Annotated in this window: 25 protein-coding genes and 3 pseudogenes; 14 read left to right on the forward strand and 14 right to left on the reverse strand. The window is 61.0% G+C overall.

Features of this window, described 5'->3' with window-relative positions; translation table 11 throughout:
* Positions 1 to 7 precede the first annotated feature (7 nt).
* The 4 genes from BX592_RS07885 to BX592_RS07900 are packed head-to-tail and all read right to left on the reverse strand — an operon-like array spanning position 8 to position 4335.
* A complete protein-coding gene (locus BX592_RS07885) occupies positions 8 to 691 on the reverse strand; it encodes a DUF2894 domain-containing protein (RefSeq protein WP_134191116.1) in 684 nt (227 codons plus the stop codon).
* A gap of 6 nt (positions 692 to 697) precedes the next feature.
* On the reverse strand, positions 698 to 1345 hold the full coding sequence (locus tag BX592_RS07890; protein ID WP_134191117.1) for an OmpA family protein: 648 nt from the start codon (positions 1343 to 1345) through the stop codon (positions 698 to 700).
* Positions 1342 to 3486, reverse strand: a complete 2145-nt coding sequence (locus tag BX592_RS07895) for a DUF802 domain-containing protein (RefSeq protein WP_134191118.1) — start codon at positions 3484 to 3486, stop codon at positions 1342 to 1344. Before BX592_RS07895 ends, BX592_RS07890 begins: the two co-directional genes overlap by 4 nt.
* 24 nt (positions 3487 to 3510) lie before the next feature.
* Entirely contained in the window at positions 3511 to 4335 is an 825-nt protein-coding gene (locus BX592_RS07900; protein ID WP_134191371.1) for a DUF3348 domain-containing protein, read from the reverse strand.
* Between the two features lie 601 nt (positions 4336 to 4936).
* Between BX592_RS07900 and BX592_RS07905 the strand changes: the two genes are divergently transcribed.
* The 4 genes from BX592_RS07905 (at position 4937) to BX592_RS33745 (ending at position 6294) form a co-directional block, all read left to right on the forward strand.
* Entirely contained in the window at positions 4937 to 5314 is a 378-nt protein-coding gene (locus tag BX592_RS07905; protein ID WP_134191372.1) for a hypothetical protein, read from the forward strand.
* A gap of 11 nt (positions 5315 to 5325) precedes the next feature.
* Positions 5326 to 5544: a YMGG-like glycine zipper-containing protein gene (locus BX592_RS07910; protein ID WP_134191119.1), complete on the forward strand. Its 219-nt coding sequence runs from the start codon at positions 5326 to 5328 to the stop codon at positions 5542 to 5544.
* Positions 5545 to 5685: 141 nt separating this feature from the next.
* Positions 5686 to 6072, forward strand: a complete 387-nt coding sequence (locus BX592_RS07915) for a BON domain-containing protein (RefSeq protein ID WP_134191120.1) — start codon at positions 5686 to 5688, stop codon at positions 6070 to 6072.
* Between the two features lie 60 nt (positions 6073 to 6132).
* Positions 6133 to 6294 (forward strand): hypothetical protein, encoded by a 162-nt coding sequence (locus tag BX592_RS33745; RefSeq protein ID WP_166676319.1) that lies wholly within the window; start codon positions 6133 to 6135, stop codon positions 6292 to 6294.
* A 51-nt stretch (positions 6295 to 6345) separates the two neighbouring features.
* Here the strand turns inward: BX592_RS33745 and BX592_RS07920 are convergent, their stop codons facing one another.
* A complete protein-coding gene (locus tag BX592_RS07920) occupies positions 6346 to 6984 on the reverse strand; it encodes a class I SAM-dependent methyltransferase (protein WP_243849383.1) in 639 nt (212 codons plus the stop codon).
* Between the two features lie 358 nt (positions 6985 to 7342).
* Between BX592_RS07920 and BX592_RS07925 the strand changes: the two genes are divergently transcribed.
* On the forward strand, positions 7343 to 8284 hold the full coding sequence (locus BX592_RS07925) for a hypothetical protein (RefSeq protein WP_208327867.1): 942 nt from the start codon (positions 7343 to 7345) through the stop codon (positions 8282 to 8284).
* Between the two features lie 73 nt (positions 8285 to 8357).
* Here BX592_RS07925 and BX592_RS07930 read toward each other — a convergent pair whose 3' ends face one another.
* Positions 8358 to 9149, reverse strand: coding sequence for an SDR family NAD(P)-dependent oxidoreductase (locus BX592_RS07930; RefSeq protein ID WP_134191121.1), 792 nt, complete (start codon positions 9147 to 9149; stop codon positions 8358 to 8360).
* A gap of 801 nt (positions 9150 to 9950) precedes the next feature.
* Between BX592_RS07930 and BX592_RS35135 the strand changes: the two are divergent.
* The 3 genes and pseudogenes from BX592_RS35135 to BX592_RS07945 all read left to right on the forward strand — a co-directional run.
* Positions 9951 to 10229 (forward strand): annotated as a pseudogene (locus BX592_RS35135) (beta-propeller fold lactonase family protein); the annotation flags it as partial.
* Between the two features lie 33 nt (positions 10230 to 10262).
* On the forward strand, positions 10263 to 11120 hold the full coding sequence (locus BX592_RS07940; protein WP_243849384.1) for a lactonase family protein: 858 nt from the start codon (positions 10263 to 10265) through the stop codon (positions 11118 to 11120).
* A gap of 49 nt (positions 11121 to 11169) precedes the next feature.
* Positions 11170 to 11334: pseudogene (locus tag BX592_RS07945) on the forward strand (AraC family transcriptional regulator); the annotation flags it as partial.
* Between the two features lie 28 nt (positions 11335 to 11362).
* Here the strand turns inward: BX592_RS07945 and BX592_RS07950 are convergent.
* The gene (locus BX592_RS07950; RefSeq protein ID WP_134191122.1) at positions 11363 to 12130 is read right to left on the reverse strand and encodes an MBL fold metallo-hydrolase; all 768 of its coding nucleotides are present in this window, start codon (positions 12128 to 12130) and stop codon (positions 11363 to 11365) included.
* A 170-nt stretch (positions 12131 to 12300) separates the two neighbouring features.
* On the opposite strand from BX592_RS07950, the gene BX592_RS07955 reads away from it, so the two are divergent.
* The 3 genes and pseudogenes from BX592_RS07955 to BX592_RS07965 all read left to right on the forward strand — a co-directional run bounded on the left by BX592_RS07955 (position 12301) and on the right by BX592_RS07965 (position 13378).
* Positions 12301 to 12627 carry a helix-turn-helix domain-containing protein gene (locus BX592_RS07955; protein WP_243849385.1) on the forward strand — a complete coding sequence of 109 codons (327 nt, stop codon included), beginning with the start codon at positions 12301 to 12303 and terminating at the stop codon, positions 12625 to 12627.
* 87 nt (positions 12628 to 12714) lie between these two features.
* Positions 12715 to 12948: pseudogene (locus tag BX592_RS07960) on the forward strand (metallophosphoesterase); the annotation flags it as partial.
* Positions 12949 to 13000: 52 nt separating this feature from the next.
* Positions 13001 to 13378 (forward strand): c-type cytochrome, encoded by a 378-nt coding sequence (locus tag BX592_RS07965; protein WP_134191123.1) that lies wholly within the window; start codon positions 13001 to 13003, stop codon positions 13376 to 13378.
* A gap of 253 nt (positions 13379 to 13631) precedes the next feature.
* Here the strand turns inward: BX592_RS07965 and BX592_RS07970 are convergent, their stop codons facing one another.
* Complete coding sequence (locus BX592_RS07970) at positions 13632 to 14747, reverse strand: NADH:flavin oxidoreductase (RefSeq protein WP_134191124.1); 1116 nt, start codon at positions 14745 to 14747, stop codon at positions 13632 to 13634.
* 105 nt (positions 14748 to 14852) lie between these two features.
* Between BX592_RS07970 and BX592_RS07975 the strand changes: the two genes are divergently transcribed.
* The gene (locus BX592_RS07975) at positions 14853 to 15755 is read left to right on the forward strand and encodes a LysR family transcriptional regulator (RefSeq protein ID WP_134191125.1); all 903 of its coding nucleotides are present in this window, start codon (positions 14853 to 14855) and stop codon (positions 15753 to 15755) included.
* 50 nt (positions 15756 to 15805) lie between these two features.
* Here the strand turns inward: BX592_RS07975 and BX592_RS07980 are convergent, their stop codons facing one another.
* The 3 genes from BX592_RS07980 to BX592_RS07990 form a co-directional block, all read right to left on the reverse strand.
* Positions 15806 to 16492 carry a cytochrome b/b6 domain-containing protein gene (locus BX592_RS07980; RefSeq protein ID WP_134191126.1) on the reverse strand — a complete coding sequence of 229 codons (687 nt, stop codon included), beginning with the start codon at positions 16490 to 16492 and terminating at the stop codon, positions 15806 to 15808.
* A gap of 180 nt (positions 16493 to 16672) precedes the next feature.
* The gene (locus BX592_RS07985) at positions 16673 to 17047 is read right to left on the reverse strand and encodes a VOC family protein (RefSeq protein WP_134191127.1); all 375 of its coding nucleotides are present in this window, start codon (positions 17045 to 17047) and stop codon (positions 16673 to 16675) included.
* 32 nt (positions 17048 to 17079) lie between these two features.
* On the reverse strand, positions 17080 to 17802 hold the full coding sequence (locus BX592_RS07990) for a helix-turn-helix transcriptional regulator (protein ID WP_134191128.1): 723 nt from the start codon (positions 17800 to 17802) through the stop codon (positions 17080 to 17082).
* Positions 17803 to 18291: 489 nt separating this feature from the next.
* Between BX592_RS07990 and BX592_RS07995 the strand changes: the two genes are divergently transcribed.
* Positions 18292 to 18867 carry a DUF308 domain-containing protein gene (locus BX592_RS07995; RefSeq protein ID WP_134191129.1) on the forward strand — a complete coding sequence of 192 codons (576 nt, stop codon included), beginning with the start codon at positions 18292 to 18294 and terminating at the stop codon, positions 18865 to 18867.
* A gap of 94 nt (positions 18868 to 18961) precedes the next feature.
* On the opposite strand, the gene BX592_RS08000 is transcribed toward BX592_RS07995, so the two are convergent.
* On the reverse strand, positions 18962 to 19297 hold the full coding sequence (locus tag BX592_RS08000; RefSeq protein ID WP_134191130.1) for a cupin domain-containing protein: 336 nt from the start codon (positions 19295 to 19297) through the stop codon (positions 18962 to 18964).
* A gap of 105 nt (positions 19298 to 19402) precedes the next feature.
* Here BX592_RS08000 and BX592_RS08005 point away from each other — a divergent pair, with 105 nt between their 5' ends.
* Positions 19403 to 20296: a LysR substrate-binding domain-containing protein gene (locus tag BX592_RS08005; protein ID WP_134191131.1), complete on the forward strand. Its 894-nt coding sequence runs from the start codon at positions 19403 to 19405 to the stop codon at positions 20294 to 20296.
* Between the two features lie 72 nt (positions 20297 to 20368).
* On the opposite strand, the gene BX592_RS08010 is transcribed toward BX592_RS08005, so the two are convergent.
* The gene (locus tag BX592_RS08010; protein ID WP_134191132.1) at positions 20369 to 21562 is read right to left on the reverse strand and encodes a GDSL-type esterase/lipase family protein; all 1194 of its coding nucleotides are present in this window, start codon (positions 21560 to 21562) and stop codon (positions 20369 to 20371) included.
* A 139-nt stretch (positions 21563 to 21701) separates the two neighbouring features.
* A complete protein-coding gene (locus BX592_RS08015) occupies positions 21702 to 24005 on the reverse strand; it encodes an NADP-dependent malic enzyme (protein ID WP_134191133.1) in 2304 nt (767 codons plus the stop codon).
* Positions 24006 to 24027: the final 22 nt, after the last annotated feature.

Consider the following 24027-nt stretch of genomic DNA (forward strand, 5'->3'; position numbering starts at 1 on the left):
GAGCTCGTCACCCCTTCGATTTGCGCTTCGCCGGTTGCTTCACGCCTTTCGCGTCCTTCGCGCGCGGCGCATTTTCCGCGCTCGGCGCCTGAGTGCCGCCACCACCGAGTTCACCGAGCGCCGACAGCGTTTCCACATACACCAGAAAATGCTGCAAATGCTCGGGCGATAGCTCGTTCATCAGCGACAGCGCGCGATACACCAGCCGGCTCGAATTCAGCGGACCCGCATTGCCGGGCACCTGCGCGAGCGACTGGCGCAACTGGCGGCCCGCGCTCAGCTTCGACCATATTGCATCAAAGTATCGCAGCATGTCGGCGAGTGTCCCGGCGCCATCGGCGCGCTCGCTCAATGACGCGGTCAACGCGGCGAGCGAACTGCCGCCGGGCGCGTTCACCGTCGAAGATGCCGACGCTTCCGCTTCTTGCCCGTCACGCATCCGCCCGACGTCGCCGTCATACGCGGTGATCAACGCCGCGAGCCGCGCGACGAGCCGTCGCCGGAATTCACCGCCCTCCGTCGGCAGTTTCTCGATACGACGCGCAAGCGCGTCGATCATCGCAAAGCGCAGCGGATTGAGGCGATCCGCACCGGTTTCGCGCCACCGTTCAAGCGTCGCGCGCGCATCGCCGCAACCGGCATCATCCGATGCGGATCGACAGACAGGCCGGGTCTCGCGCACGTCGCTCATCGCATGTCACCCCTGCTTGCCGCCATTGCTCGCCGACTGCCGCGGCACCGGCGCGATTTCGACGCGGCGGTTCTTCGCGCGTCCATCAGCGTCCGCGTTCGAACTGACCGGTTGCTGCGAGCCGAACGCCGCCGCAAATACCGACGACGCCGGTACGCCTTCGTCGATAAACGCGCGCGTCACGGTCAGCGCGCGCTGCGCCGACAGTTCCCAGTTATCCGCGAAACGCCGGTTGCCCGCGTGCACCTGCTGGTCGTCGGCGAAACCGCTGACCATCAGGATCTCGTCGTTCACGCGCAGATACGCGGCAAGCGGTCCCGCCAGCGACTTCAGCAACTCGCGCCCCTGCGGCTGCAACTGGTCCGAGTTCACCGCGAACAACACATTGCCGCTGATGCCGATGCGCCCGTTCACGAGTGTCACGCGCCCCGCCGCGAGCGGCGCGGCCAGCGCCTGCTCGAGTGCCTGACGCCGCTGCAGGTCTGCCTTGTGCTGCTGCACTTCCTTTTCCAGCCGGCTCGACAGTTCGAATTGCACGCCGATGATGCTGACGAGAATCAGCACGAACGCGCCGACCAGCACCGACATCAGATCGCCGAACGCGGCCCAGATCGGCGCGCCCGGCTCGACGCCGACATCGATCTCGTCGCTCATGACGCGCGCGCTCCGGCCAGTTGCTGCAGGTCTTCGATGATCTGCTTCTGCGACAGCACGCTCAGGTCGATCACCTCGCGTGCCTGCGCGACGTAGTACGCCAGCTGTTCGTCGCTACGCGCGAGCGACTGGTCGAGCGCGCGTTCGATGCGCTCCAGATGCGTGATCAGTTTGCCGTTCGATTCGCCAAACGATGCGACGGCCACGCCGAACGCATCACCCATGCTCGCCATTTCAATTGCACTGATGGCAACCTGCGACGCAGCGGTATCGAGTTTGTTCGCCTCGGCTTCGACTTTGCCCGAGAACTGCTCGCCGACGCGCTCGAGCAGATTCGCCGACGTCGACACCAGTCCGTCGATCGCCGCGCGCTGTTCGGTCGACGCGAGATTGACCGCATCGAGTAGCGTCTCTAGCGTTTGCAATAGACGCGTGCGTTCCTCGAGCATCGCCGTATCGCGAACCATGCTTTCCGACAGGCTCTTGCGCAACTCCGCGATCACATCGGCGGCGGCCTTCGGCGCTTCCGACGCGGCGGTCACCAGCCGGCCGATCTCGTCGATCGTGCCGCGCGCCTCGGCCTGCGCGCGCTCGGCGATCTGGCGCGCGGTCTCGGCGAGCGTGTCGCAGATCTGTTGCTGGCGTGCCGCGTGTTGCGCGCCGGTTTCCGTCCATTCGCGTGTCAGCGCGGATGCGGTCTGTTCGAGCGTCGTTGCCCATGCGGCGAGGCGTTTGTCGTCGGCCGCCACAAGGCTCGCGTGCAACGCGGCATGCGAAGCGTCGACACGCTCGACCAGCGACGTCGCACGCGACTCGATGCTTGCCGCGGCCGTGCTAGTCGCCGCTTCGAAGTTCGCTGCGCACGCCGTCATTGCTCCTTCGACGCTCGCCGCGGCCGCTGTCATTGCCGCTTCGTGACGCGCGGCCAGTGTGTCGTGCGTTTGCGCGTGCTGCGCGAGTCCGTCGGTCCACGTCTGCGACAGCTGCGCCGCCGAAGTCGCCAGTTGCGCGGCGACATCGTCGAGCAGTTTCGCTGCGCGCGTGTCGGCGCTCGCGGCGAAACGATCGAGCGTCGTGCTCATCCGCTCAGCAAGTGCGTCGTTCGATGCGCGCTGCGCGTCGAGTGCGCCGCTCCATGTGCTCGCAACCTGATCGGCGGTCGATGCGAAGCCGCGCGACAAACCTTCCATCTGCTGTTGCACCGATTGCGCGACGCGCTCGTGCAGCGCGCTCGTGTCGCGCGCGACGCTCGCAAGCGTCGTCTCGACGACCGGCTGGATGGCGGCGCCGACCGCGCGCGCATGTTCGCCGACGCTCTGCCGCAACGACTGCTCGACCGAGTTCGCGAGCCGTGCATACGCGAGTTCGGTCTTCGCGTGAAACGCCTGCTGGTTCGCGAGGTGCTGCTCGCTGGTCGTCGCGCTGTGCTGTTCGAGCGCGCCCATCAGCGTGCGCAGGCCGTTGATCAGCGCCGGCATCGCGTCGGCCTGACGCTGCATCAGCCGGAACGATTCCTCGCGTTGATGCGCGGGCGAAAACACGCGCAGCACCGTCGCAATCTTCGCGTCGAGATGCTGCGCGGCCTTGATACGCGCGCGGCGGCACAGCGCGGACAGCAGGCCGAGCATCGCGGAAGTCGCGACGCCCGCGATCGATGTGCCGAACGCGAAGCCGAGGCCGCGCACCGGCGCGGCAAGCGAAGCACGCACGGCTTGCAGATCGGTGGCGGCGTCGAGCGCGGCGCCGGTGCCGCGCAACGTCGCGGCCATGCCGAGCAGCGTGCCGAGCATGCCGAGCAGAACCAGCAGGCCGACCAGATACGGCGTGAGCGATGGGCCGGGCAGACCCGCGCGTTCGCCTTCGACGCGTAACCGCACCGCGCCGCGCAGACTCGGATGCAGACGGTCGAGCCACGCGCCGAGCTGCGACGGTGTCGCGTTCAGCGAATCGACGGCAGCGACTAGCGTGTCGGTGGCCTGCTGATAGCGGTACAACTCGACGGCGCCGGTTACGTAGCACGCGCCGATCAGCAGCGCGACGACGAGTGCGAGCGGATTGGTCGTCGCATAACTGATGGCGACCCATAGCACAGCGGCGAGGCCAAGCACAAAGACGGCAAGATGAATTCGGTATCTGGACATGTGGCGTCCCGAGGGGTGTCCCGGTTAGCTGGCGCGAAGGGCGGCAAGCAACCCTTCGACCGGTTGAAAACGAAGGTCGAGTTCCGCGAGCAGCACGGCGTGCATATCGGCGCGGAACGCGTCGAGCCAGGCGCCGGCGGGCGGCGCGGTGACCGGTTGATCGTCGCGATGCGCGGTGGCGCTATCGCGCGTTTGCGGCCCTGCCTCTGCTTCCGCTTGCGCCGCTGCCGCTTTTGGAAGTGCCGCATCGCGTAGCCGCTTGAAGTGCGCTTCGAGCAGCGCCGGCACAGCTGCGAGCACAGTGCGCTCGCGGCCGTCGAGTGCGCGCTCCATCGTCGCGTCGACCAGCGCAAGACGCGCGTGCCGTTCGCTGCGCGTCGCGAGCGTCGCCCGCAGGCGCGCGCGTAATTCGCCGATCGCGGTTTCCATCGATTGCTGCTGCGCCTGGTAGCGCTGACGCAATAGCGCGAAGTCGATAGTCGCGTCGTTCTCTTCGACGCGTGCTTCGACGCGCAGCGGCGCCGCGCTGTTACGGCCACGCGACGATGCCCGGTCGCGCCGCGACGCGTCGATCTCGGCGGTTAGCGTCGCGCGCGTGCGCGCGCACACCGCGGCCTCGAGCGTGGCCACGGTTGCTTCGCCGCTTGCCGTTTGCCCGGCAGAGTAGGGCGCCGGCGCGGCGGCGTCGAGCGCGCTCGATAACGCGATCGCGTCCGTCCAGCCGAGCCATTGGCTCAGGCGGTCCGGCAACGAGACATCGGGGGCGGGAACCCCAGTATGCGCGATGCGCGCCAGCACGCGGACCAGCGCCGCGCCGCTGTAAGGGATGCGCTGCGGAAGCTGCACGATTTCCTCGCGCAAAAACCGCATAGTTTACACGGCGACGGCCGTAAGCCGGGCAAACACGAGAAGGCGAAAAGCGGGGTGCGAAGAACGTTGAGTGGCGCGTGGGTTAATGGCAAGACGCAGCGGGTCTCGCGGCTCGCGCGAGAGGGAGAAGAACTATCGCATTTGCTTTCATTTTATGCACTTCAACTCATTAACAAGGCATTGGCATTACGCGTCCGTTAGAGCGACCAGGGCGAAATGGCTCTTCACTGCAAATTCGGCGGAACGATTGAGCAATGCGTCAGGGTTTTCGGGCGAGTTGTAAAACGTGCGCGGATAGGCGACTCATTATAAATAGCGCGATGCATGTTTAAGCACATTGCATCAATTCACTTCATGCCTCACCGTGCCAGTGTCATTCTCCGGCAGCCTGCCTGTAGTTGGGCTTGGAAACTATAAGAAACGCAGTAGACTTTAAACGCAGGCCGACGCAGGGAAGTCAGACCCGCATCGCTGGTTAAGCCGTTATATCGCTTGAGTTATCCCGCCTGATCCATCGGAAGCGATGCGCCGGATGCAGCCGGTGGCAGGCAGCTGGAGCATAACCTTCATGGAGTATGTGATGGCAATCAAACCACAATGGCGAACGCTGTTTTCCGTGACTTTCCTGTCGCTGGCCATGATGGGCAATGTCGCGCGCGCGGAAAATATTCCAATTGTCACAGGCCAGCAATGGATGGCATCGTCGGACGCGGAGAAGAAAGCGTATCTCGTCGGTATTGCCAATCTGCTTGACGTCGAGCGCGCGTATGCCGGCCCCACGGCGAACAGCACCGATATCGCCCAGCGTTTCGGCAAGGGCATGCAGGGCCAAACGCTCGACAGCGTGCGTCAGGGGCTGGATAACTATTATGCAAGTCATCCGACGATGGTCCAGCATCCGGTGATCGAGACCCTCTGGTTTCAGATGGTCGTGCCCGGTTTGAACAAAAACCCGTAAGGAGGACGATCATGAAACGACTTGGCTGGATCGTGAGCGTCGGTGCTTTGATCGCGGTAATCGGCTGCACGGATATGACTCCGCGGCAGCAGGGAACGGTGAGCGGCGCGGCGATAGGCTCGGCCGGCGGCGCGGGCATCGCCGCGATCTCGGGCGGAGATGCGTGGACGGGTGCGATCATCGGCGGCGCGGCGGGCGCCGTGGCCGGCAATATACGGGGCGGCCGATAGTCAGCGAGCAAGCGGGCCATGCGAGGCTGGCCGTGAGCATGCGTCATTTGCTGCGCGGGTGAGTCACGCTGGTTCGCAGCGTGGCTCGTCCGAGGTTGTCCCCGGTTGTGCCAGGTCCTGACAGAGCCCAAAGGAGGCTGCATGCGCATAAACCGTGCGGGCGGAATAATCGGTGCAATGCTAGTGTCGGCCGTCGCAATGGGTGCGAGCGCGGCGAATGCGCAATCAACGATGAGCGCGCCTGCAGACGTGGCCGTGCAACAGGTCGCGGGCTCGACGACGCCGCCCGGCACCAGGCCGGATACTTCAATCGTTCGTGACGTTCGCCGGGCGCTCAGACGTGTGCCGGATATGGACGACTCCGAAATTCATATCAGGGCTAGCCGCGGCGTCGTTACGCTCACGGGTACCGTGCCGGAGACCTGGCAGATCTCGCGCGCGGCCAACGCGTCAAGATCGGTTCTCGGCGTCAGGGCGGTGACGAACCGATTGACGTTGCGCAAGCCGGATGCAGCAGCCAGCGAGTAACAGCAATCATTGTTTCGATATCCAAAATTCAAAAGGAACAGACGGCTTGCTGACGCCGCGATGGAAGAGTTTCCGGATAACGTCTGTTTCGCGAGCAAGCTCCTGTTCAAGTGGACCAGCGTTCTGCCGGCATGGTTGCACGATCTCACTCTGGGCCTGCTGCAGAAGCGCTTGCAATCGCAAGGCAAGCTATTGGTGCTGCTGCCGTTGAAGATTGGTTGATGCACGAGGCCACGATAGCGAGAAGGCGCCCATTACGATGACTGGGCTCGATCAACCGCCCGATGCGGTCACACGCTGCGCTTCCAACTGCTCTTCACTGCTGGCCGGCACGGAGTCCGGCGCGAGACACCGTAGTGTAAGTATCCGGGCCGGTGGCAGGTTCCGCCACGTGATTTCAGACGATAACTGGACAAAACCGTTGGTCAGATGCCTTGGCGGCCCGTACAGCGCATACGTGTACTGAATGATCAGCGTTTCGACCGGAAGCACGGCGCGCCAGTGCTCAACGATCGACTCGGACTCCGCGTAGGGTAGCGAGCGAAGCGGCACGCTCGACACAATCGCGTCAATGCGCGAGTGTTGCCTCAAAAACCAGCCGATGTTTCGCGCATCGCCCTGAACGATGCGAAGCTGCGGAAACCGCGCGCGTAAACTGGCAGCGAGCACAGGAGAGCGCTCGACAATCACGAGGCGCTCCGGTTGGATGCCGGACCCCAGTAGCGCGCGCGTCACAGCGCCCGTTCCTGCGCCTACCTCCACCACAAGGCCGGTACCGTCGATCGGCACGGGTCGCGCCATCGCTTTCGCAAGATGCTGCGAGCTTGGAAAAAAGGTGCCGGCCGACCACGGGTGCAATAGCGCCTCTTTGAAAAAGAGCAGAAAAGAACGCAGGTTTTCTGAATGTGCCAAAGTTTTCCTCTATTACCATCGTAAGCCGCAGATGGTTTGAAACGTTCTGTAGCGAACGTGCAAGCTTCGGTTGGTAGCAACTATAGTGCCCGGTCTGCAAATATCGTTGTCGATGGACCGGTCTTCGCTGAAGCGACGTGTTCAGGCGATGCTGACGCGCGGCGTCGCGGTGTGCGGAATAGGTTCTCCGAAAAAGTGTTGTGTAAATCAGGTCGTGCGAATTGCTGAAGAGACAAACGATGGGACCTGAATGCTCAAAAATTCTCTCTGTACATATTTCGTGTGCGCGGTTGCTTTCGCCGTCGCCACAGGTTCAACTGATGCGGCCGTCGAAGCTCAAGCTCCTGCGCTCACAGGCTTGCGTGCGATCGAAGAGACTTACCATCAACTGATTATCGAACTCGAGCAAAGTCGTGGCGGTCCGGCGAACGCCGCGATGCGCACACGCATCGCTCGTGCGGCACACGCGTTTCAGGACGCGATGGAGCGCGACGGCGGCGCCCGTGACGATCTGAAAGCCGATGTGCATAACATCGTCGTGTCGCTTTCCGATGGCACTTTTAGTGCGGAAGGCAGTATTCGAGCGCTGCGGCGGGATGCGAAAGGCAGCGTGATCGATGCGGGTGAATGGACCCCGGACGCGCTGGCTGGAAATCCTGTCCCGCAACCGGTAGGCACGCATCTCGACCAGTACAACGAGGGCGACTGTGTCGGCATTTCGGTGATCAAGGCGTTTTCGAATACGCCGGGCGGCGCGGCGATTCTTCGTGGTGTCGTCAGACAGAGCCCGGATGGATCGGTCTACCGCGTGACGCTGCCCGGCGCACCGACGACGGTTTATCATCTGCGCGCCAGTGAACTTGATCAGTATGGTAAACACGATCCCGCAGCCGCGGCGATTGTCGGCGCGATGTTCCTTTACTTCCATAAGGACCCGCGCGACGGAGCGCTGCCGACCAACAAGGTGATGGAGTTGCTTGCCGGTCAACTCGGCGATCATGCACGCTTTGCCGATCGCGAATCGTCGCGCGAGCGCATCATGCGTTTTCTGGTGACCCATGCGGAAGATGTCAACCGTGGTCGCATGGCGATGGTGTTCGGCGGTAAGCCTGGTCGCAACGGCGAGTGGACGCAAGGCGACGGCCATGCGTTCGCTGTGATCCGCATCGATCCTGCATCGGGCATCCTGACTTATACGAATCCGTGGAACGAACAAACCACGCCGACGATTGCGATTGCCGATCTCGCTCAGCAAGCAGCGGGAACGTCCGCGGACTTTGAGCTGGTGAAGTTCAGATAAGACGTGACGAAGCGCAGTCGATCCGCCAGTCGTGCGCTTTGCGTGCCCGGCCCATCAGCAGAGCACGCAAGGGTCAAACCGTTCGCAACATTCCGCCGTCGACGAAATACGTCGATCCCACGCTGTAGCTCGCACGCTCCGAGCAGAGAAACACGATGAAATCCGCCAGCTCCGCGGGCGACGCGAAACGCCGGATTGGCGCGAACTCATCGGCGACCTGTTGCAGATGTCCTTCCCAATCGCCACCGGTATGCTGCGTGAGCGCTTTCGCGGTCTTCACCCAGTCGGGCGTGAGCACCAGGCCTGGATTGATCGTGTTCACACGGATATTGTCTTTGACCACCTCGTTTGCGAGATTTTTCGAAAACATCATCAGTGCGGCTTTGGTCACGTTGTAGATCGGCTCATAACCGAGTGGCTGCACCGCGCAAATCGATGCGTTATGCAGGATCGCTCCGCCGCCTCGCTGCTTCATCGACGGCACGAGCCCGCGAGCGAGCCGCACCGCCGCCATCACATGCAGGTCCCAGTACGCCTGCCACTTCTCGTCGGGCGCTTCCATGATGGTCTCGTTACTGCCGGTGCCCGCGTTGTTGAACAGAATGTCCGCGCCGTTGAACTGCTGGTTCGCCACGTCGACCAGCGCGTCGACGCCTGCCGCCGTTGCGACATCGCACGCGACTGGCGCGACACGCACGCCGTGGCGCGTGGCGATGTCCGCGGCGACCTGTTCGAGTCGTTCGCGTTGCCGCGCAGCCAGCACGAGATTCACGCCTTCCGCGGCAAACCCTTCGGCCACCGCGAGACCGATGCCGACGCTTGCACCGGTCAGCACCGCAACTTTGCCACGCAGATTCAAGTCCATTGCTTGTCTCCTATGAGCGGACATCCGTCATATCTGAATACCCCTTCGGGGCCGAAAAAGATCACCCAGGTCCTGAAGTCGTCGCTGAATTTTTCAAAACGATGGTCCATATGCGCTGGAACGGGTTGTCATGATCGATTTTCTGGTTGGCATCTTACCGATGGTCTGCCTGGTTGGCGACGGTTCCTCCCTGTACTCGCCGCAGGCGCTCTGGACGGCGGCGCACGAACGCGTGCCTGTTACTTTGCTCAGACGCAGTACCGCAGCAGCGGAACAAACAGGTTCATCGGCATGGACATCACAGACCCCGCGATCGATTTTGTGGGACTTGCTTCGTCGCTCGGTGTGCCGGCGCGGCGCTTACTTCCCAGGACGGTTCTATCTGAGCAGCAGTGATGGAACTGCTGGTGCAAGCGCGGCTCACGATCGGATCGTACTTTACGTAGCACCCGGCGCTACGCAAAGTCTTGAATGAACGAAGCCACTGCTTCAAGGCAGAAAGTTGACGTCCAAATTTCTGTGTATATACATACCATTGCGTATCAAAATCGATATCAATGCGCGCTTGTTTTGTCGTACCGCGATTTCTACCATCGACTGATCATCGAACTCTCATTCTTTTAACGATCGACATCGATCTTTTCACGAGAGTCTTACGGGTGTTCAGTTGTCGAAAACACCTCCATTTCCCGAGCGCGCTTAGGCCGCTCATCGCAGAGGTCAAATATGAATCTGTCTCAGAATAAGAATGCGGAAGCACAAAGCGCCGCCCTCCAGCGAATGTGCGTCGGGCATCTCTATATGCAAACCAATGAACAAGGGAACGCGGTCGTTCATTACCGACGTATGCATGACGGTAGTCTGGAAGAAGTCGGACGCACGGCGACGGGCGGAAAAGGATCTGGCGTCTTCAAGCCCGTGAGTGGTCAGTCGAGTGCGCCCAACGCGTTCGAGGGCGCCGGCAGCGTGATTCTGTCCCCCGACGGCAGACATCTCTTCACGACTAATGGTGGGGACAACAGCGTTTCCAGCTTCGAGGTAGAGCCCGAAGGCAATCTTCGACTGATCAGTGTCGAACCCACCGGAAACGACGTGACCGGAAAAAGCGGCACCGTGAAATCACTTGCATACTCGCCATCACATCGGGCGCTCTATGCATTGCACGCATTCGGTCCCGATCACCTACGCGTGTTTTCGGTTAGCGAGGATGGCGCGTTGTCTCTGCGAGCTGAGCGATATTCGGTTAACGTCGGCACCAGGACTGACAGAATTCCGACTCAAGCTGTGCTTTCGCCGGACGGCAAATTCCTGCTGATCGACATCCTGTTCGATGCGCGGCCAGCAACCTCTGCGGACGGGGAAACGACACTCGTCGTCGCAAACGCGCCCGACCCCGACGGACTCGTGGTTTTCCCAGTCGCGGCATCCGGCGCGCTTGGCAAACCGCTGTTCCAGGACGCTGGCGGAGCGGGCCCGTTCTACATCGCATTCCTTCACGGAAGCAGCGAAACCTTTCTGAACGGCACGGCGGTCGGCGACGGGCTCGTCATGAGCCGGATCGACGGCGTAGGTCGGGTCAGCGTCGACGAACTGGTGCCGATTGCTACCGGCGCTGGCAAGCCGTCGGAGCTTTGCTGGCTCGCGATCACGCCTGATAACCAGCTGGTGTTCGCGACGAACTTCGGCTACGGCAATATCAGCAGCTATCGGATTGTCGACGGCAAGCTGACCATCGCAAAGGATCCCGCCTGTGAGGCCGTGCCCGGCGACGGCACATTTCGTGCGGTAAATGGCCTGGTAAGTAGCGGGCCAAGCGATAACTGGTTATCCCCCGATGGTAAGCATCTCTATCAGATATACGGAAATGCTTCGGTGCTCATCGGTTATGCGGTGCATGACGATGGGTCGCTATCGGAGCATACGAAAATGACGATCCCGTACAACAGCCCACAGGGGCTCGCAGGGTTTTAGAGAGTTTGTTTGGGGGCAAACTGGCTTGTTCGAGTGGAGCGCCGTGACTGGGTTGACGGCAGCCGCGGCGTCCGCGGCGGTCGGCTACGAAAGCCCTTCGCAATTCAGCCGGGAATTCAAGAGAGCATTCGGCCGGTCGCCGACGGCAGAAGTCGATCAGATGAAGACGGCGTTCAGTTGGTCCGCGTCGACGCTCGAGGCTGAGCCTCAATGACCGATGCGAAAAGCAAGCGCCATCAGTTTCATGCCCGCTTCGCCAAATACGCATCCACAAGCTCAACCAGCCGCTCCCGGCCAAAGCTCGGATCGTGACCCGCGTGCACCACCTGCACAGGCAGTTCGCGCAGACGTTTCATCGTTTGCACGTACATCGGGATATCCGCTCCACCGATTTCATCAAGCAGCGGACCGTCGTAAATTGCATCGCCGGAGAACAACGTGCCGGTGGCCGCTTCCCACAGGCCGATGCTTCCCGGCGAATGACCGGGCAAATGCAGAACCTCAAAATGCCGGTCTCCGAGATCGACAACACTCCCTTCCTTGACGATTTCGCTGACGGTCGCCGCCCGCACGTGATATGCGGACATCTGGTAGTCGGCATCGGGAAGCGCCGTGATCAGGTCGCCATCGAACGGATAGCCCACTTCGTGATAGCGCCGGATGGCAGCATCACCCAATACCGACGCGAGTAGCGTGCCGCGCTCGCGCGGCGCACGCAGGTTGTCAGCTTCCAGCTCGTGCACCAGCGTATGCTCGAATTCGTGGTGGCCGCCGATATGGTCCGCATGCGTGTGCGTCGCGACGGCAGTCACCTTCTTTTGCAGTAGATGCCGCGCCGCCTCGCGCAAGCTGGCGATGCCCATACCGGTGTCGATCATCAGATCGCGGTCGCGGCCGCGAATGTGCCAGATGTTGCAGCGCATGAGCGGCACGACGTGCGGCTCCCACAGCAAGGTGATGTCGTCACTAATACGCTTCAGTTCGAACCAACGGTTGGCAATCGGTAGCATGATCTTAGTCAGTCGGGGTGGCAGCGGCACAGCATCGAATGCGTGGCCATCGCGACCACGCAGCACGATGATGATGGATGATACGCCGCGTGGCCGGCGAGAAATTATCGCGCTTTGTCGTTGTGTCTGGCGCCGGCTGAAGCGGTCAGTGAATCTCTTCGTGTTTCGCGATGTGCAGGCACCCGGCTTCTCCACCCTGGACGCCGGCCGAGCGAAGGGTGCTGCCGGGGCTGCTCGACGGACTCACGGAAAAGCAGATCGCGCAGAAACTCGACTGCAGTCCGAACACGACGCATGTCCATATCAAGTCGATCTACGCCAAATTCAACGTCCGGAATCGCTCAACGCTCACCGCGCTGTGGTCACAGCAATCGGGAATATGTCGCCGGTACTTGAAGTTATGCACCGTGAACCGTACACGAGACCGTCGGATATTCCGTCCGGTCAGCTCTTGTACCCGTTTACGAGGACGATATGCCATCTACTCTCCCAACTGATCCGGCACGCCGTAGTGCCTTGAAATGCCTCGCCTTCGGTGGTGCAGGGACGTTGTTCGTGCTGGCCGGCGGTGTACTCGCGCCTGTTCCGTCACTGTCCTGAACGGCCATATCCATCAAATCATATCGAAAGTGGAAGGCAACATGACCTTCCACACCGCACGCTCGACGGCCTACCCGCAACCGACCGCAGGCAACGGCCCCGGACCCATACCGCTGACCGTCCCCGCTGCCCAGCTTCCGAAAATGCTGGGCGTGACTGACGTGAGGATCGCGCTGACGCCTCCTCGCGCGACGCTGACCGATACCACGCTTGCCTGAACCACAACGCACTAGCTGGGTTCGGCTATCTCACGCCCGGAGAAAGACAGATATGAACAAGTCAATTTTGAGTACCTCATTAACGATAGCGTTCGCTTCGGCGACGCTCAGCGTCGCCGCGCATGCGGCACCGGCAGGCGATCCGGTTGCGGGAAAAACTGCGTATGGGGCCTGCATGTCGTGCCATTCGATCGGAGACAACGACGTCGGACCTGCGCACCGCGGCGTCGTAGGACGCAAGGCGGGATCTGTACCAGGATACTCGTACTCCGTCGCGCTAAAAAACTCGGGGATTGTCTGGACGCCCGAGATGATTGACCGTTGGCTGCAAGGCCCACAGAAGCTGGTTCCTGGAACGAAGATGTTTTTCTCGGTGGGGGACGCCAAGACTCGCGCGGACATCATCGCCTACCTCGCCACGCAGAAGTGACGACGCGCTATCTGGCCGGCGTTCGCGTCGCGCGCCCTCGGTCATCAAAAGTCGTTGTCGAAGAGCGCAGCGACAAGCGACTACGAATTCCGAGGGCTTGATACTCGAGGGATCATCAGGCTAAATGCCACGAGTGCGCGACCAGTGGTCCAAATCGAACAGGAGAACGGTCCCCGCGCCTCGCGGCCAACGGCGCACCATGACGCGCGCCGCGCTGCTGCCTGCGGCACTACGTGGCACTGCGGTCAAACATTCAGCCATCCGCCAGCATCGCGAGTTCCGCATCCTTGATGCTCGCGACCGGATGAAGAATCGAGCTATCGAACGTCTTCGGTTGCCGCTTGCGCGCGAGCACCTCGGGCAGATCGGGGTTGGCCAACGCACCTCGTCCTACCGTTACGATGTCCGCGCCGGTTGAGAGCGCGTGTGAGATCCGCCCGGCCGTGTGCAAGCTGCCATTTGCGATGATCGTGACGTTCGGCGCATAGCGACGTGCCAGCGTGACGAGACTATCCTGGGTCCCATCGAACGCGGGTTGCCACGCCTCATGCTCCGTCACGTGGATGAAGTTCGCACCGGCGGCGGCGAGTGTGCCGAAGATGATTTCCGCGTCGGCTTCGCCGCCTTGCCACTTCGATACGTAGTCGTTGACCTTGCCTTGCGAAATCCGGATACCGACCGGAACGGTGCTCCCGAGGTTGCGCTTGACCGTGCTTACGACATCGGCGAGCAACCGGACGCGCGCTTTTGTATCGCCACCCCAACGATCGGTTCTGCGATTGGTCTCTGCTGTCAGGAACTGATCGAGCAGATAACCATTGGCACCGTGGATTTCCACACCACTGAAGCCGGCGATGTTCACCGCGCGTTGCGCCGCATCGACGTAACCTTGAACCGCTTCGTCGATCTCGGCGTCGGTCATGGGCCTCGGCTCGGGATAAAGACCGTTGCCGTGATAGAACTCCATCTGCTTGCCTTTGGGGCGCACGGCCGACGGCCCCACCGTGTGCGTGCGATAGATGTTGCCCTGGCTCAATGCGCCGGCGTGCATCAATTGGGCGAACACGTGCGCGCCGCGCGCTTGCATATCGCGGTTGAACGCCGCCCACGCCTGGGCCTGCGTGCTATCTGATAAACCCGGTTGAAACCGGTATCCTTGTGAGAATGCCTTGTCGGTATAGATTCCTTCGGTCACGACAAGACCGAAGCCGCCCTTCGCGAAACGCAGGTAGTAGTCGAACATGGTTTGAGTCGGGTGGCCGTCTTCCGTGGCCGTGATGCGTGTCATCGGCGCGACTGCAATCCGGTTACGTACGGCGATGCCGCTGTTGTCGTACGGGGAGAGGATCAGAGAGGTGGTGTCAGTCATTTTGCAGCTCGTCTTGAAGAGAAGGTGTCTGCATCTTAGGAGTCGGGTCGGGCGGGAAACAGGCATCGGAACGTGAAGGCGCCCTAACACTTCTGGATATAAACCATGCTTCTTCCTGACGTTCGAACCTTCCTGGCCGTTGCGTCCGCGGGGAGTCTGTCCGCGGCGGCACGCCAGCTGGACGTGGTTCCGATGCAGGTATCGCGGCGCATCGCGGCGCTCGAGGAGGACCTGGGGGTGCGTCTCTTTCATCGGACGACACGATCCTTGACCTTGACCGCGGAAGGTGAGGCGTTTGTTCCGTATGCGCGAACGCTGGTTGATGCAGAAGCGACTGCGCGTGCGGAATTGAATCCGTCGCCGAAGACTGCGTCGGGGATCCTGCGTATGACGGCGCCGAGTGGATTTGGGCAATCTATTGTGTTGCCGATGCTTTCGCGGTTACTGGAAGAGAACCCTGAGCTTCGTATCGATCTCGATCTTTCGGACCGTCAGGTGGATATCGTGGGGCAGGGGCTGGATCTCGCGTTGCGCATTGCCCCGTTGGAGGATTCGGAGCTGATTGCAAAGAAGGTGACGGCTAATCCGCGGCTTATTTGTGCGGCACCCGGCTATTTGAAGAAACATGGGGTGCCGAAGTCCGTGGCCGAGCTTGATGATCATCGCTGCGTCAGGCTTTGCGCGGTGAGGCGGTGGCCGCTTGTTGTCGATGGCGTAATGACGCGCCGGCGCGTGGAAGCCATTGTTACCACGACCAGTGTCGAAGCGGCGATTACCGCCGCCGCGCAAGGCCTTGGGCTCGTGATGCTGACGTACTGGGATGTCTTCAGGCAGTTAGCCGATCATTCGCTCGTGCAAGTGCATCTGCAGGATGCCTCGATGGAAGATCTGCCGGTATGGGCAGTGATTCCAAGCAAGCGGTATGTGCCTAACCGCGTCAATGTGTTTCTTGGAGCGCTTGAGCGGGAGATTGCGATGCTGACGAGGAAGCTCGGGCTGTCGTCCTGAGTCGGGCTGCAAAGCGCCGGGCGCGGCTTTACGACGAGCAAACGGGCTGCTTAGAGCTGGCCAATCATCGTCGCGATGATGACGGAAAGCAGGAATAGCGACACCGTGCGGCGCATGGACATGATTCCTGGTTTCTCACCGCCAGGCGGTAGATATTGAATTCCTGTCGCCATCGGCCGAACGAGGTTTTGGCGCTTCACGATCCAGTAGAGCGCAACGGCGGCTACGTGAATCGTGACGAAGAACATCAGGAGAAGAAACAATGTTCCGTGTGCGGACACCACCGCATCCACCGTATTAGCGGAAAAAATCCCGAATAGCGCGCCTACACGGACAACGTCGTTGTTCACAAACAGGCCCGTCAATACCTGCATCGAGAGTACGAAGATAAATGCAACGACCATCCATCCGCCAGCGGGTGTGTGTCCGATGTGGGTGACCCCGCGTTGTGAGAAGAAGCCGCGGGCGTATGCGAGGGCAGTTGAGGGGCGTACGAGAAACTGTCGGAACCTTGTGGTGTCGCTACCCCAAAAGCCCCACAGAATGCGGAAGATCAGCAAGGTCAGGATGCATCTTCCCAAACAGACGTGACATGTCATCCAGTTGTACCGGGATGTGACGTATGCCGCGATCACGAGAACAACCATTGACCAGTGGAAGATTCTCACTGGCCAATCCCAAACAATCACAGGCTCTCGCGTAAGTTCGGCAGAAAGTGACTTCGATGCCTTATCCAAACAAAGCTCGTTTCAGACAGTGCGGTGGCGGGAGTTCATGGTGAAGAGTGTACGTCACAGCGTCGCTGATATTTAGACGCCAACGGGTCTACTTCGTATCGCCGATCTATACCGGGGTATTTCCCGCAGTTCATGTGCGCAAAACAACGACGCGGCCGGCTGCCGTGACGGCCAGTCTGCTCAATGCGTGGGGCGGGAAAACAGGTTGACGAGATTCCCGTCCGGGTCGCGCAGCAAGAGCGAGCGATTGCCCCATGGCATCGACGTCGCCGGCATGACGATGGTTGTGCCGAACGCGTTCATCCGTTCGAACACCGTGTCAACATCCTCCACTTCGAACTCCAGGATTGCCGATTGATTTTTTGCCGCGATCGCCGCTCCGACATTGAAAAGCTCGATCAGATACTCAGACGAAATCGCCAGCGTCGCTCCGTTAAATCGCAATTCCGCAAATCCGTCGGCTGGACGTACCGCCTCGATACCACAAAGCGTTTGATAAAACTCGACCAGCCTGTCGATATTCCGGGTAACAACACGAATTGAAGCGAACTTCATTTTGAGCTCCTCGTCAAGAAAGGAAGCTCAGTCTAAGGGGCAATGCTGTCAGATTCTGGCAGTATCGTGCGGCTGGCGACTTGATTCAGGCTACGCCACTCACGAAGCAGTGTTGACCGCCTTTTGGGGTAGCGCTCTTTCAACTGCTCGACGTTCGAGATACGGTCCGATCGGAAATTCCGGAAATCGGCGCGAAGCTCGCACCAACACATCAGGACTCGCGCCTGGTCGAAATACACCAACGCGAACGGCCAAACGACGCGCTGCGAGTGGATACCCCTCGCGTCCACGTAGGTGATATTGAGTTTCTGTTCTTCCCGGACTGCGGCACGCAGAGGGTCATCCGGGGCTTTGTCGGCCGATCTCTTCAGCGGCGCGCCAACTAGCAGTGAAGACTCCTCCAGTTCGCGACGCAGCTCAGCGGGCAGGACGGCGGCTATCTTCGCCAGCGTGCTCAGCGCGCCGGACGATAGCGTCCGGTCGCAACGATCGGCCACCCAGCGCATGCCAAGAACCAGGGCGTCGAGTTCCTCTGAGCGAAACATCAGCGGCGGCAGCAGGTAACCTGGCTTCATCACGTAACCCACGCCCGGTTCCCCGTCGATCATTGCGCCTTGTGCCTGCAAACTGGCGATGTCCCGGTAGAGCGTGCGGATGCTCACGCCGAGTTCCGCGGCCAGGGCTTGGCCACGCACGGGACGTCGATAACGACGTAACACTTGCAGCAGGTGAAGGAGACGTTCGGAGCGGGACATAGGTGGATCCTGACATCGGCGCTGAAGTAAATCGACAACACTATCGGTTACCGGCAGTCGAACGCAATAGGTCGTGTCCAGATAAGCACTGCATGATTGACGAACCGTGCCGCGTAGTCGAACGTCTCGATCTGGCGGATCGTTGCCGGACATCGGCCACCAGCGTCTGATCGAGAAGGCTTCAATTGCGCCTGGCTAATAAGATGCCCCAAAAGGTTGGACAAATGTTTCATGACTCCCTTTCCTTGCTGGACCGCGAGATTCACGGTAGTCATTTTGCCCACATCGGTCATTCGACCGATACCGTCGCCGCGCCCTACCTGAGACCCTTGTTCTCAGGCGCAGTTCCGGTGCGCGCGTTGCACGATCGGTGCTGTTTATCGTGATTTCAACCGACACCGTCGGCAACCAGTCGTTGCTAATGCAACCGGTGTTCACCGACGGTACAAGCGGTTTCCTGTTATCGAATACCAATGGGAAGGAGTGTGAATGATGGAACCTCACGCAGCTGCGACGAGCGCTCGCCAGGAGCGCTGGTTGACGCACTATTACTTTGGCCGAGCGGCGTTTTCCGCAGTTTGGGTGGCACTGGCCTTTGTTATCGGACAGCATTCCGCCGGCATCGCGGCAGCCTTGTTCGTTGCCTATCCCGCATGGGATGCGTTGGCCAACTACATCGATATGTCGCGGAGTGGCGGATCAGCCGAAAATCGTACTCAAGCGTTCAACGTAGTCGTGAGTGTCGCGACAACCATCGCGGTACTCGTCGCATTGAGTGCGGACATGGCGGCTGTGCTTCAGGTATTCGGTGTTTGGGCGATTCTCTCCGGTTTGTTGCAACTCGGTACCGCGACGCGCCGCTGGAAGGATTTCGGCGCTCAATGGGCGATGATCCTGAGCGGCGCGCAGTCGGCGCTGGCCGGGGCGTTCATGATCATGCAGGCGCATGGGACAACGCCCCCGCCGATCGTTAAAGTGGCCGGTTACGCAGCAGTGGGCGCGATATATTTTGTGGTTTCGGCGACGTGGTTGTCCGTTCGCAACTTACGCCGGAAGGCCGCTTGAGCTTCAGGAACGTCAGATCACTGACCTGACGCCGTCCGCTGTGAACGCGCCGGCGTGGCCTCATCATGCCGGCGCAACGCCATTGAGGCCGGATTTATCTTGAAGCGAGCACGATGTCGCGTTCGCCCCCAGACTGAATGTTGATGTACACCACATTGTCCAATGTCTCGTTCCTGACGTGGTGGATAACGCCGGGTTCGACGGTGTGGTGATCGTCGACCTGCGTTCTGTCGACCCGCTCGCCTACCTTTGTTTCAACCGTGAGCACGCCTTGCACGACAACGAAGCGGTCTCTCACATTCGTATGGTGGTGCCATTCCGTTTCGCCCCCGGGAAGCACGGTTGTCTGGGATACCGCGTAGTCTTGCTCGATCAGCAGCGTTTTATATCGCACCCTGCTGTTCGCGAGCGGAATGTCCTTGTCGTTCATTCGAGCCTCCTATGAAAGATGGCCTGACTCTAACGTGCGGGTCGATCGTAAGGGTAGCGATAAATTTGTCCACGATGCTGTAAATTAAATCGACGTCTCGATCTTATGCGCCGACTTCCCCCACTCAATGCGCTTCGCGCGTTCGATGCGGCGGCCCGCCAACTCAGCATCTCCGCGGCCGCGCATGAACTGCACGTGACTCACAGTGCGGTGAGCCACCAGGTTCGCCAGCTCGAGCGATGGCTAGGCAAAGCACTGTTTGTGCGCCATGCGGCAGGCGTGCGATTGACCACTGAAGGACAAAGCCTGAAGCAGGTGGTCGATCAAACGTTCTCGATGCTGGCAGCCCGTTGCGCGGAGATCACCGAGCAACTGACGGTTACCGAAATCGTCCTCGGTGCGCCCGCCAGCTTCTTGTCGAATTGGCTTATCCCGCGGCTGGACCGCTTCGAGGCGGCTTATCCGGAGATTCGCCTTCGCTTGCAGACGATCACGACCATGGAAGACCTGCAACGGCATGTCGTCGATTGCCTGATCGTCAGCGGCCGAAACTGGCCGGCGGATATCGAGGTCTCCAGGCTCTTCGACGAAACCATCGGTCCAGTGTGTGTGCCCGGGTGGCCTCATCGCATTTCGACGCCCACGGATCTGATCGGTCAACCGTTATTGCACACCACGTCGCGCCCGCAAGCGTGGGCAGAATGGGCGTCGCGCAATGAGGTTGACCCGGCGAAGTTCGTCGAGGGCCGTCGCTTTGACCACTTGTCGCTGCTTCTCGAAGCGGCAGCAGCGGGTCTCGGTATTGCTATCGCTCCCGCGTTGCTCGTCGAGCGTGAGCTGTCACAAGGCAGACTACTCGCGCCGCTTGGCTTTGAACCGAGCGGCGCTGTCTTCGCTTTCGGTGCGATGCGCGGCCGTTCGGACAAAGCGCTTTGCGGACTTCGCGAATGGCTGCAGATGGAGAGTGGCGCATGGAGCAGCGAACCACGATCTAGCTAACAGCGCCCCGCAAAAATTTGTCGCTACCTCGAAGATGGCCGTCGAAGTTATAGTGAGTCACCCGCTGTCCGCCTATAGCTTCGGTCGCTCGACTACGAAGGCCCCGCCGCGGCCGAACACGAGTTCGGCGAACCGTTCGCCGATGCGGCGATGCGCGCGACCGTCCGGATGAAGTTGGTCCGGAAGCGGCAGATCGGCAAAATCCTGTTGGCCGTACAGGTCAAGTCCGTCGAGATAGTGCAGGTGCGGATCGTCTGCCGCGCGCTGATGCACGATGCGCCGCAATTCCTTCCGGATGACGGTCAGCGTCAGTTTCCCCGTGGCGCGCCGGGCGGGGTCGCCGGTCGCGCAAAACCTGACCTTTCCTGTTTTCAGCGCATTTAGATCGAACGCGCCGGGGCCAGGCGTGTCTTCGTGAATCGGGCAGTAGAGCGGCGAAATGACCAGCAACGGAGTGCGCGGATGACCTTCGCGGATGGTGTCGAGGAAGCCATGCACCGCTGGCGTAAACGCACGCAGACGCATCAAATCCGTATTGACCAGGTTGATGCCGATTTTCAGGCTGACGAGGTCCGCCGCGGTGTCTCGCATCGCTCGCGCCGTGAAGGGATCGAGTAAAGCACTGCCTCCAAAGCCGAGATTCATCAGCTCGACGTTGCCGCGCATTGCGGCAAGCGCGGGCCAGATAGCGGTTGGGCTGTCGCCATTGGACCCCTGGCTGATCGAGCTGCCATGATGTAACCAGACTCTTCGACCGTGGTCGGCGTCAGCGCTGATACGGGCGTTGGTACGCAACGCAACGAGCTCGATGATTTCGTTGTGCGGCAGCCATATCTCGACTTTCTTGTCATGGCCCGGCAGATCGCGGAATTGGACTGTGCCGACCGGACCTGACTGTTTCGAAGCTGTACCGGTGGCCATGTCGATCGTCATGGTGTCTCCGCCGGCCGCGCTGCACTGGCGGACGAGTTGACCATCGATGAGCAGGTCATACACGCCGGCCGGTCGAGCGGGGACACCAGCGTAGATGTACCGCGTCGGTAGCACATCGATTTCAATGGCGGTCGCCTGGGTGCGAAACGTCAGGCGCACTCCCGACGGCTGCGACTCGACCATGGCCAGCTGAGGGTCCGCGCATTGAGCGCGAGCTCGCGCGGGCAGCCGGTGCGGCATGAGTCCGCGGCCGGTCTGTTCCAACTCGACGGCGCCGCGCAACAGTTCTGGCGAAATGGGCGTAGCGATCCAGTTCTGCGGGTCGTTCGTCATAGGATCGATCACAAGTACGGGGTTGCGATCTTAACAAACCGTCCATCGGCCGGTCATGGTCGTTCGTTGCAGCCAACCGAACGACTCATTGGGACCGAGTCCAGCCGACCGATGGAGGGTCCGCTTGCACAGCCTCGCGTCAAGAATCGGCTTGCGCGCGATTCGCTTCGATCACCGTCAACGCCGCCATATTGATGATTCGCCGCACCGTCGCGCTAGACGTCAGGATGTTCACGGGCGCGTTGACACCCAGCAGGAACGGCCCCACCGCGACGTTACCGCCCGCACCGGTCTTGAGCAGGTTGTACGCAATGTTGCCTGAATCCACGTTCGGGCAGACCAGCAGGTTGGCGTCGCCTTTGAGCGGCGAAGTCGGCAGCACGCGAGCACGGAGTGATTCATCCAGCGCGCAGTCGCCATGCATTTCGCCATCCACTTCCAGCTCCGGCGCGTGCTGCCTGACGAGCTTCAGTGCCTCGCGCATTTTCGCGCCCGACGCCGCGCCACCTGAGCCGAAATTCGAGCGCGACAGCAACGCGGCTTTCGGTGTCAGGTTCAGCCATTTCATCTGTCTGGCTGCGCTAATCGTGAACTCGGCGATCTGCTCGGCGCTCGGATCGTCGTTGATGTGGGTATCGACCAGCGCCACCGTGCGCTCGTCGAGCAGCAGAATATTCATCGCCGCGTAGGTGTTCGCTCCGGACCGCTTGCCGATCACCTGATCGACAAATCGCAGGTGGTCGTGATAAGCGCCCACCGTACCGCAGATCATGCCGTCGGCGTCGCCAAGGCGCACCATCATCGCGCCGATCAGGGTCAGCCGGCGGCGCATCTCGACACGCGCCATCTCTTTGGAAATGCCGTCCCGGCACATCAATTCCCAGTAGGTCGTCCAGTATTGCGGGAAGCGTTCGTCATATTCGGGGTTGGTTACTTCCACGTCCTGGCCGAGCTTGAGCCGCAAGCCGAATCGCTCGATGCGCGCGAGCAGCACTTCCGGGCGTCCAACCAGAATCGGTCGCGCCAGCTTTTCATCGACCAGCACTTGCACGGCGCGCAGCACGCGCTCGTCCTCGCCCTCGGTGAACACGATGCGTGCGTTGCCGCCGTCGCGCACAAGCCGCTTCGCGGTCGAAAACAGCGGCTTCATGAACGCGCCAGAGTGATACACGAACTGGTGCAACTGCTCGACATAAGCGGCCGGGTCCGGCAGCGGGCGCGTCGCCACGCCGCCTTCCATGGCGGCTTTCGCCACCGCCGGCGCGATCCGGGCAACCAGGCGTGGGTCAAAAGGCTTGGGTATCAGGTATTGCGGGCCGAATTTCACGTCATAGACACCATACGCGGCCGCGACGACTTCGTTTTGCTCCTCTTCGGCGAGACCGGCGATTGCATGCACCGCGGCAATTTCCATTTCACGCGTAATCGTTGTCGCGCCGACATCCAATGCGCCGCGGAAGATATACGGGAAGCACAGCACGTTGTTGACCTGATTCGGATAGTCCGAGCGCCCCGTCGCGATGACGACATCGTCACGCGTCGCATACGCGAGTTCAGGGAAAATTTCCGGAGTCGGATTCGCCAGCGCGAGAATCAGGGGACGCGGGCCCATCGCCTTCAGCATGTCGGCGCTGAGAATGCCGCCTACCGATAGGCCAAGGAACACATCCGCACCGCCAATCACTTCGGCCAGCTTGCGCGCGTCGGTTTCCTGCGCGAAGCGCGCCTTGTCCGGGTCCATCAGCACGGTTCGGCCTCGGTAAACCACGCCTTCAATGTCGGTCACCCAGATGTTTTCCACCGGCAGGCCCAGGTCTACCAGCAAGTCGAGGCAGGCCAGTGCCGCCGCGCCCGCACCCGAGGTCACGACCTTGACCTCCGAGATGGTTTTGCCCACCACTTTCAGGCCGTTGATAAAGGCCGCCGATACCGTGATCGCGGTGCCATGCTGATCGTCATGGAAGACGGGAATCTTCATGCGCTCGCGCAATTTTCGCTCGACGATGAAGCATTCCGGCGCCTTGATATCTTCGAGATTGATGCCCCCGAACGTCGGTTCGAGGCCGGCGATGATGTCGACGAGCTTGTCCGGGTCGGTTTCGTTGATCTCGATGTCGAACACATCGACACCGGCGAACTTCTTGAACAGCACCGCTTTACCTTCCATTACCGGCTTTGAGGCCAACGGGCCGATGTTGCCTAGGCCCAGCACGGAGGTGCCGTTGGTGATCACGCCGACCAGATTGCCGCGCCCGGTGAACCGATGCGCGAGTGCGGGCTCCGTTGCAATGGCTTCACAGACGCTGGCGACACCCGGCGTATAAGCGAGCGACAGATCGCGCTGGGTCACGAGAGGCTTGTTGGCCACGACGGAAATTTTTCCGGGCTTCGGAAACTCGTGATAGTCGAACGCGGCTTGCTGGTCAGTTTGTTTCTGCGTCATGTTGTGCGCCCAGGAGAGTGCG

This window comes from Paraburkholderia rhizosphaerae (assembly GCF_004366595.1).
GTDB lineage: Bacteria > Pseudomonadota > Gammaproteobacteria > Burkholderiales > Burkholderiaceae > Paraburkholderia > Paraburkholderia rhizosphaerae.

Coding starts and splice junctions, on each gene's coding strand:
- BX592_RS07885 (WP_134191116.1), bottom strand. CDS start 691: ATGAGCGACGTGCGCGAGACCCGGCCTGTCTGTCGATCCGCATCGGAT.
- BX592_RS07890 (WP_134191117.1), bottom strand. CDS start 1,345: ATGAGCGACGAGATCGATGTCGGCGTCGAGCCGGGCGCGCCGATCTGG.
- BX592_RS07895 (WP_134191118.1), bottom strand. CDS start 3,486: ATGTCCAGATACCGAATTCATCTTGCCGTCTTTGTGCTTGGCCTCGCC.
- BX592_RS07905 (WP_134191372.1), top strand. CDS start 4,937: ATGGCAATCAAACCACAATGGCGAACGCTGTTTTCCGTGACTTTCCTG.
- BX592_RS07910 (WP_134191119.1), top strand. CDS start 5,326: ATGAAACGACTTGGCTGGATCGTGAGCGTCGGTGCTTTGATCGCGGTA.
- BX592_RS07915 (WP_134191120.1), top strand. CDS start 5,686: ATGCGCATAAACCGTGCGGGCGGAATAATCGGTGCAATGCTAGTGTCG.
- BX592_RS33745 (WP_166676319.1), top strand. CDS start 6,133: ATGGAAGAGTTTCCGGATAACGTCTGTTTCGCGAGCAAGCTCCTGTTC.
- BX592_RS07930 (WP_134191121.1), bottom strand. CDS start 9,149: ATGGACTTGAATCTGCGTGGCAAAGTTGCGGTGCTGACCGGTGCAAGC.
- BX592_RS07950 (WP_134191122.1), bottom strand. CDS start 12,130: ATGCTACCGATTGCCAACCGTTGGTTCGAACTGAAGCGTATTAGTGAC.
- BX592_RS07955 (WP_243849385.1), top strand. CDS start 12,301: ATGTGCAGGCACCCGGCTTCTCCACCCTGGACGCCGGCCGAGCGAAGG.
- BX592_RS07965 (WP_134191123.1), top strand. CDS start 13,001: ATGAACAAGTCAATTTTGAGTACCTCATTAACGATAGCGTTCGCTTCG.
- BX592_RS07970 (WP_134191124.1), bottom strand. CDS start 14,747: ATGACTGACACCACCTCTCTGATCCTCTCCCCGTACGACAACAGCGGC.
- BX592_RS07975 (WP_134191125.1), top strand. CDS start 14,853: ATGCTTCTTCCTGACGTTCGAACCTTCCTGGCCGTTGCGTCCGCGGGG.
- BX592_RS07985 (WP_134191127.1), bottom strand. CDS start 17,047: ATGAAGTTCGCTTCAATTCGTGTTGTTACCCGGAATATCGACAGGCTG.
- BX592_RS07990 (WP_134191128.1), bottom strand. CDS start 17,802: ATGTCCCGCTCCGAACGTCTCCTTCACCTGCTGCAAGTGTTACGTCGT.
- BX592_RS07995 (WP_134191129.1), top strand. CDS start 18,292: ATGATGGAACCTCACGCAGCTGCGACGAGCGCTCGCCAGGAGCGCTGG.
- BX592_RS08000 (WP_134191130.1), bottom strand. CDS start 19,297: ATGAACGACAAGGACATTCCGCTCGCGAACAGCAGGGTGCGATATAAA.
- BX592_RS08005 (WP_134191131.1), top strand. CDS start 19,403: ATGCGCCGACTTCCCCCACTCAATGCGCTTCGCGCGTTCGATGCGGCG.
- BX592_RS08010 (WP_134191132.1), bottom strand. CDS start 21,562: ATGACGAACGACCCGCAGAACTGGATCGCTACGCCCATTTCGCCAGAA.
- BX592_RS08015 (WP_134191133.1), bottom strand. CDS start 24,005: ATGACGCAGAAACAAACTGACCAGCAAGCCGCGTTCGACTATCACGAG.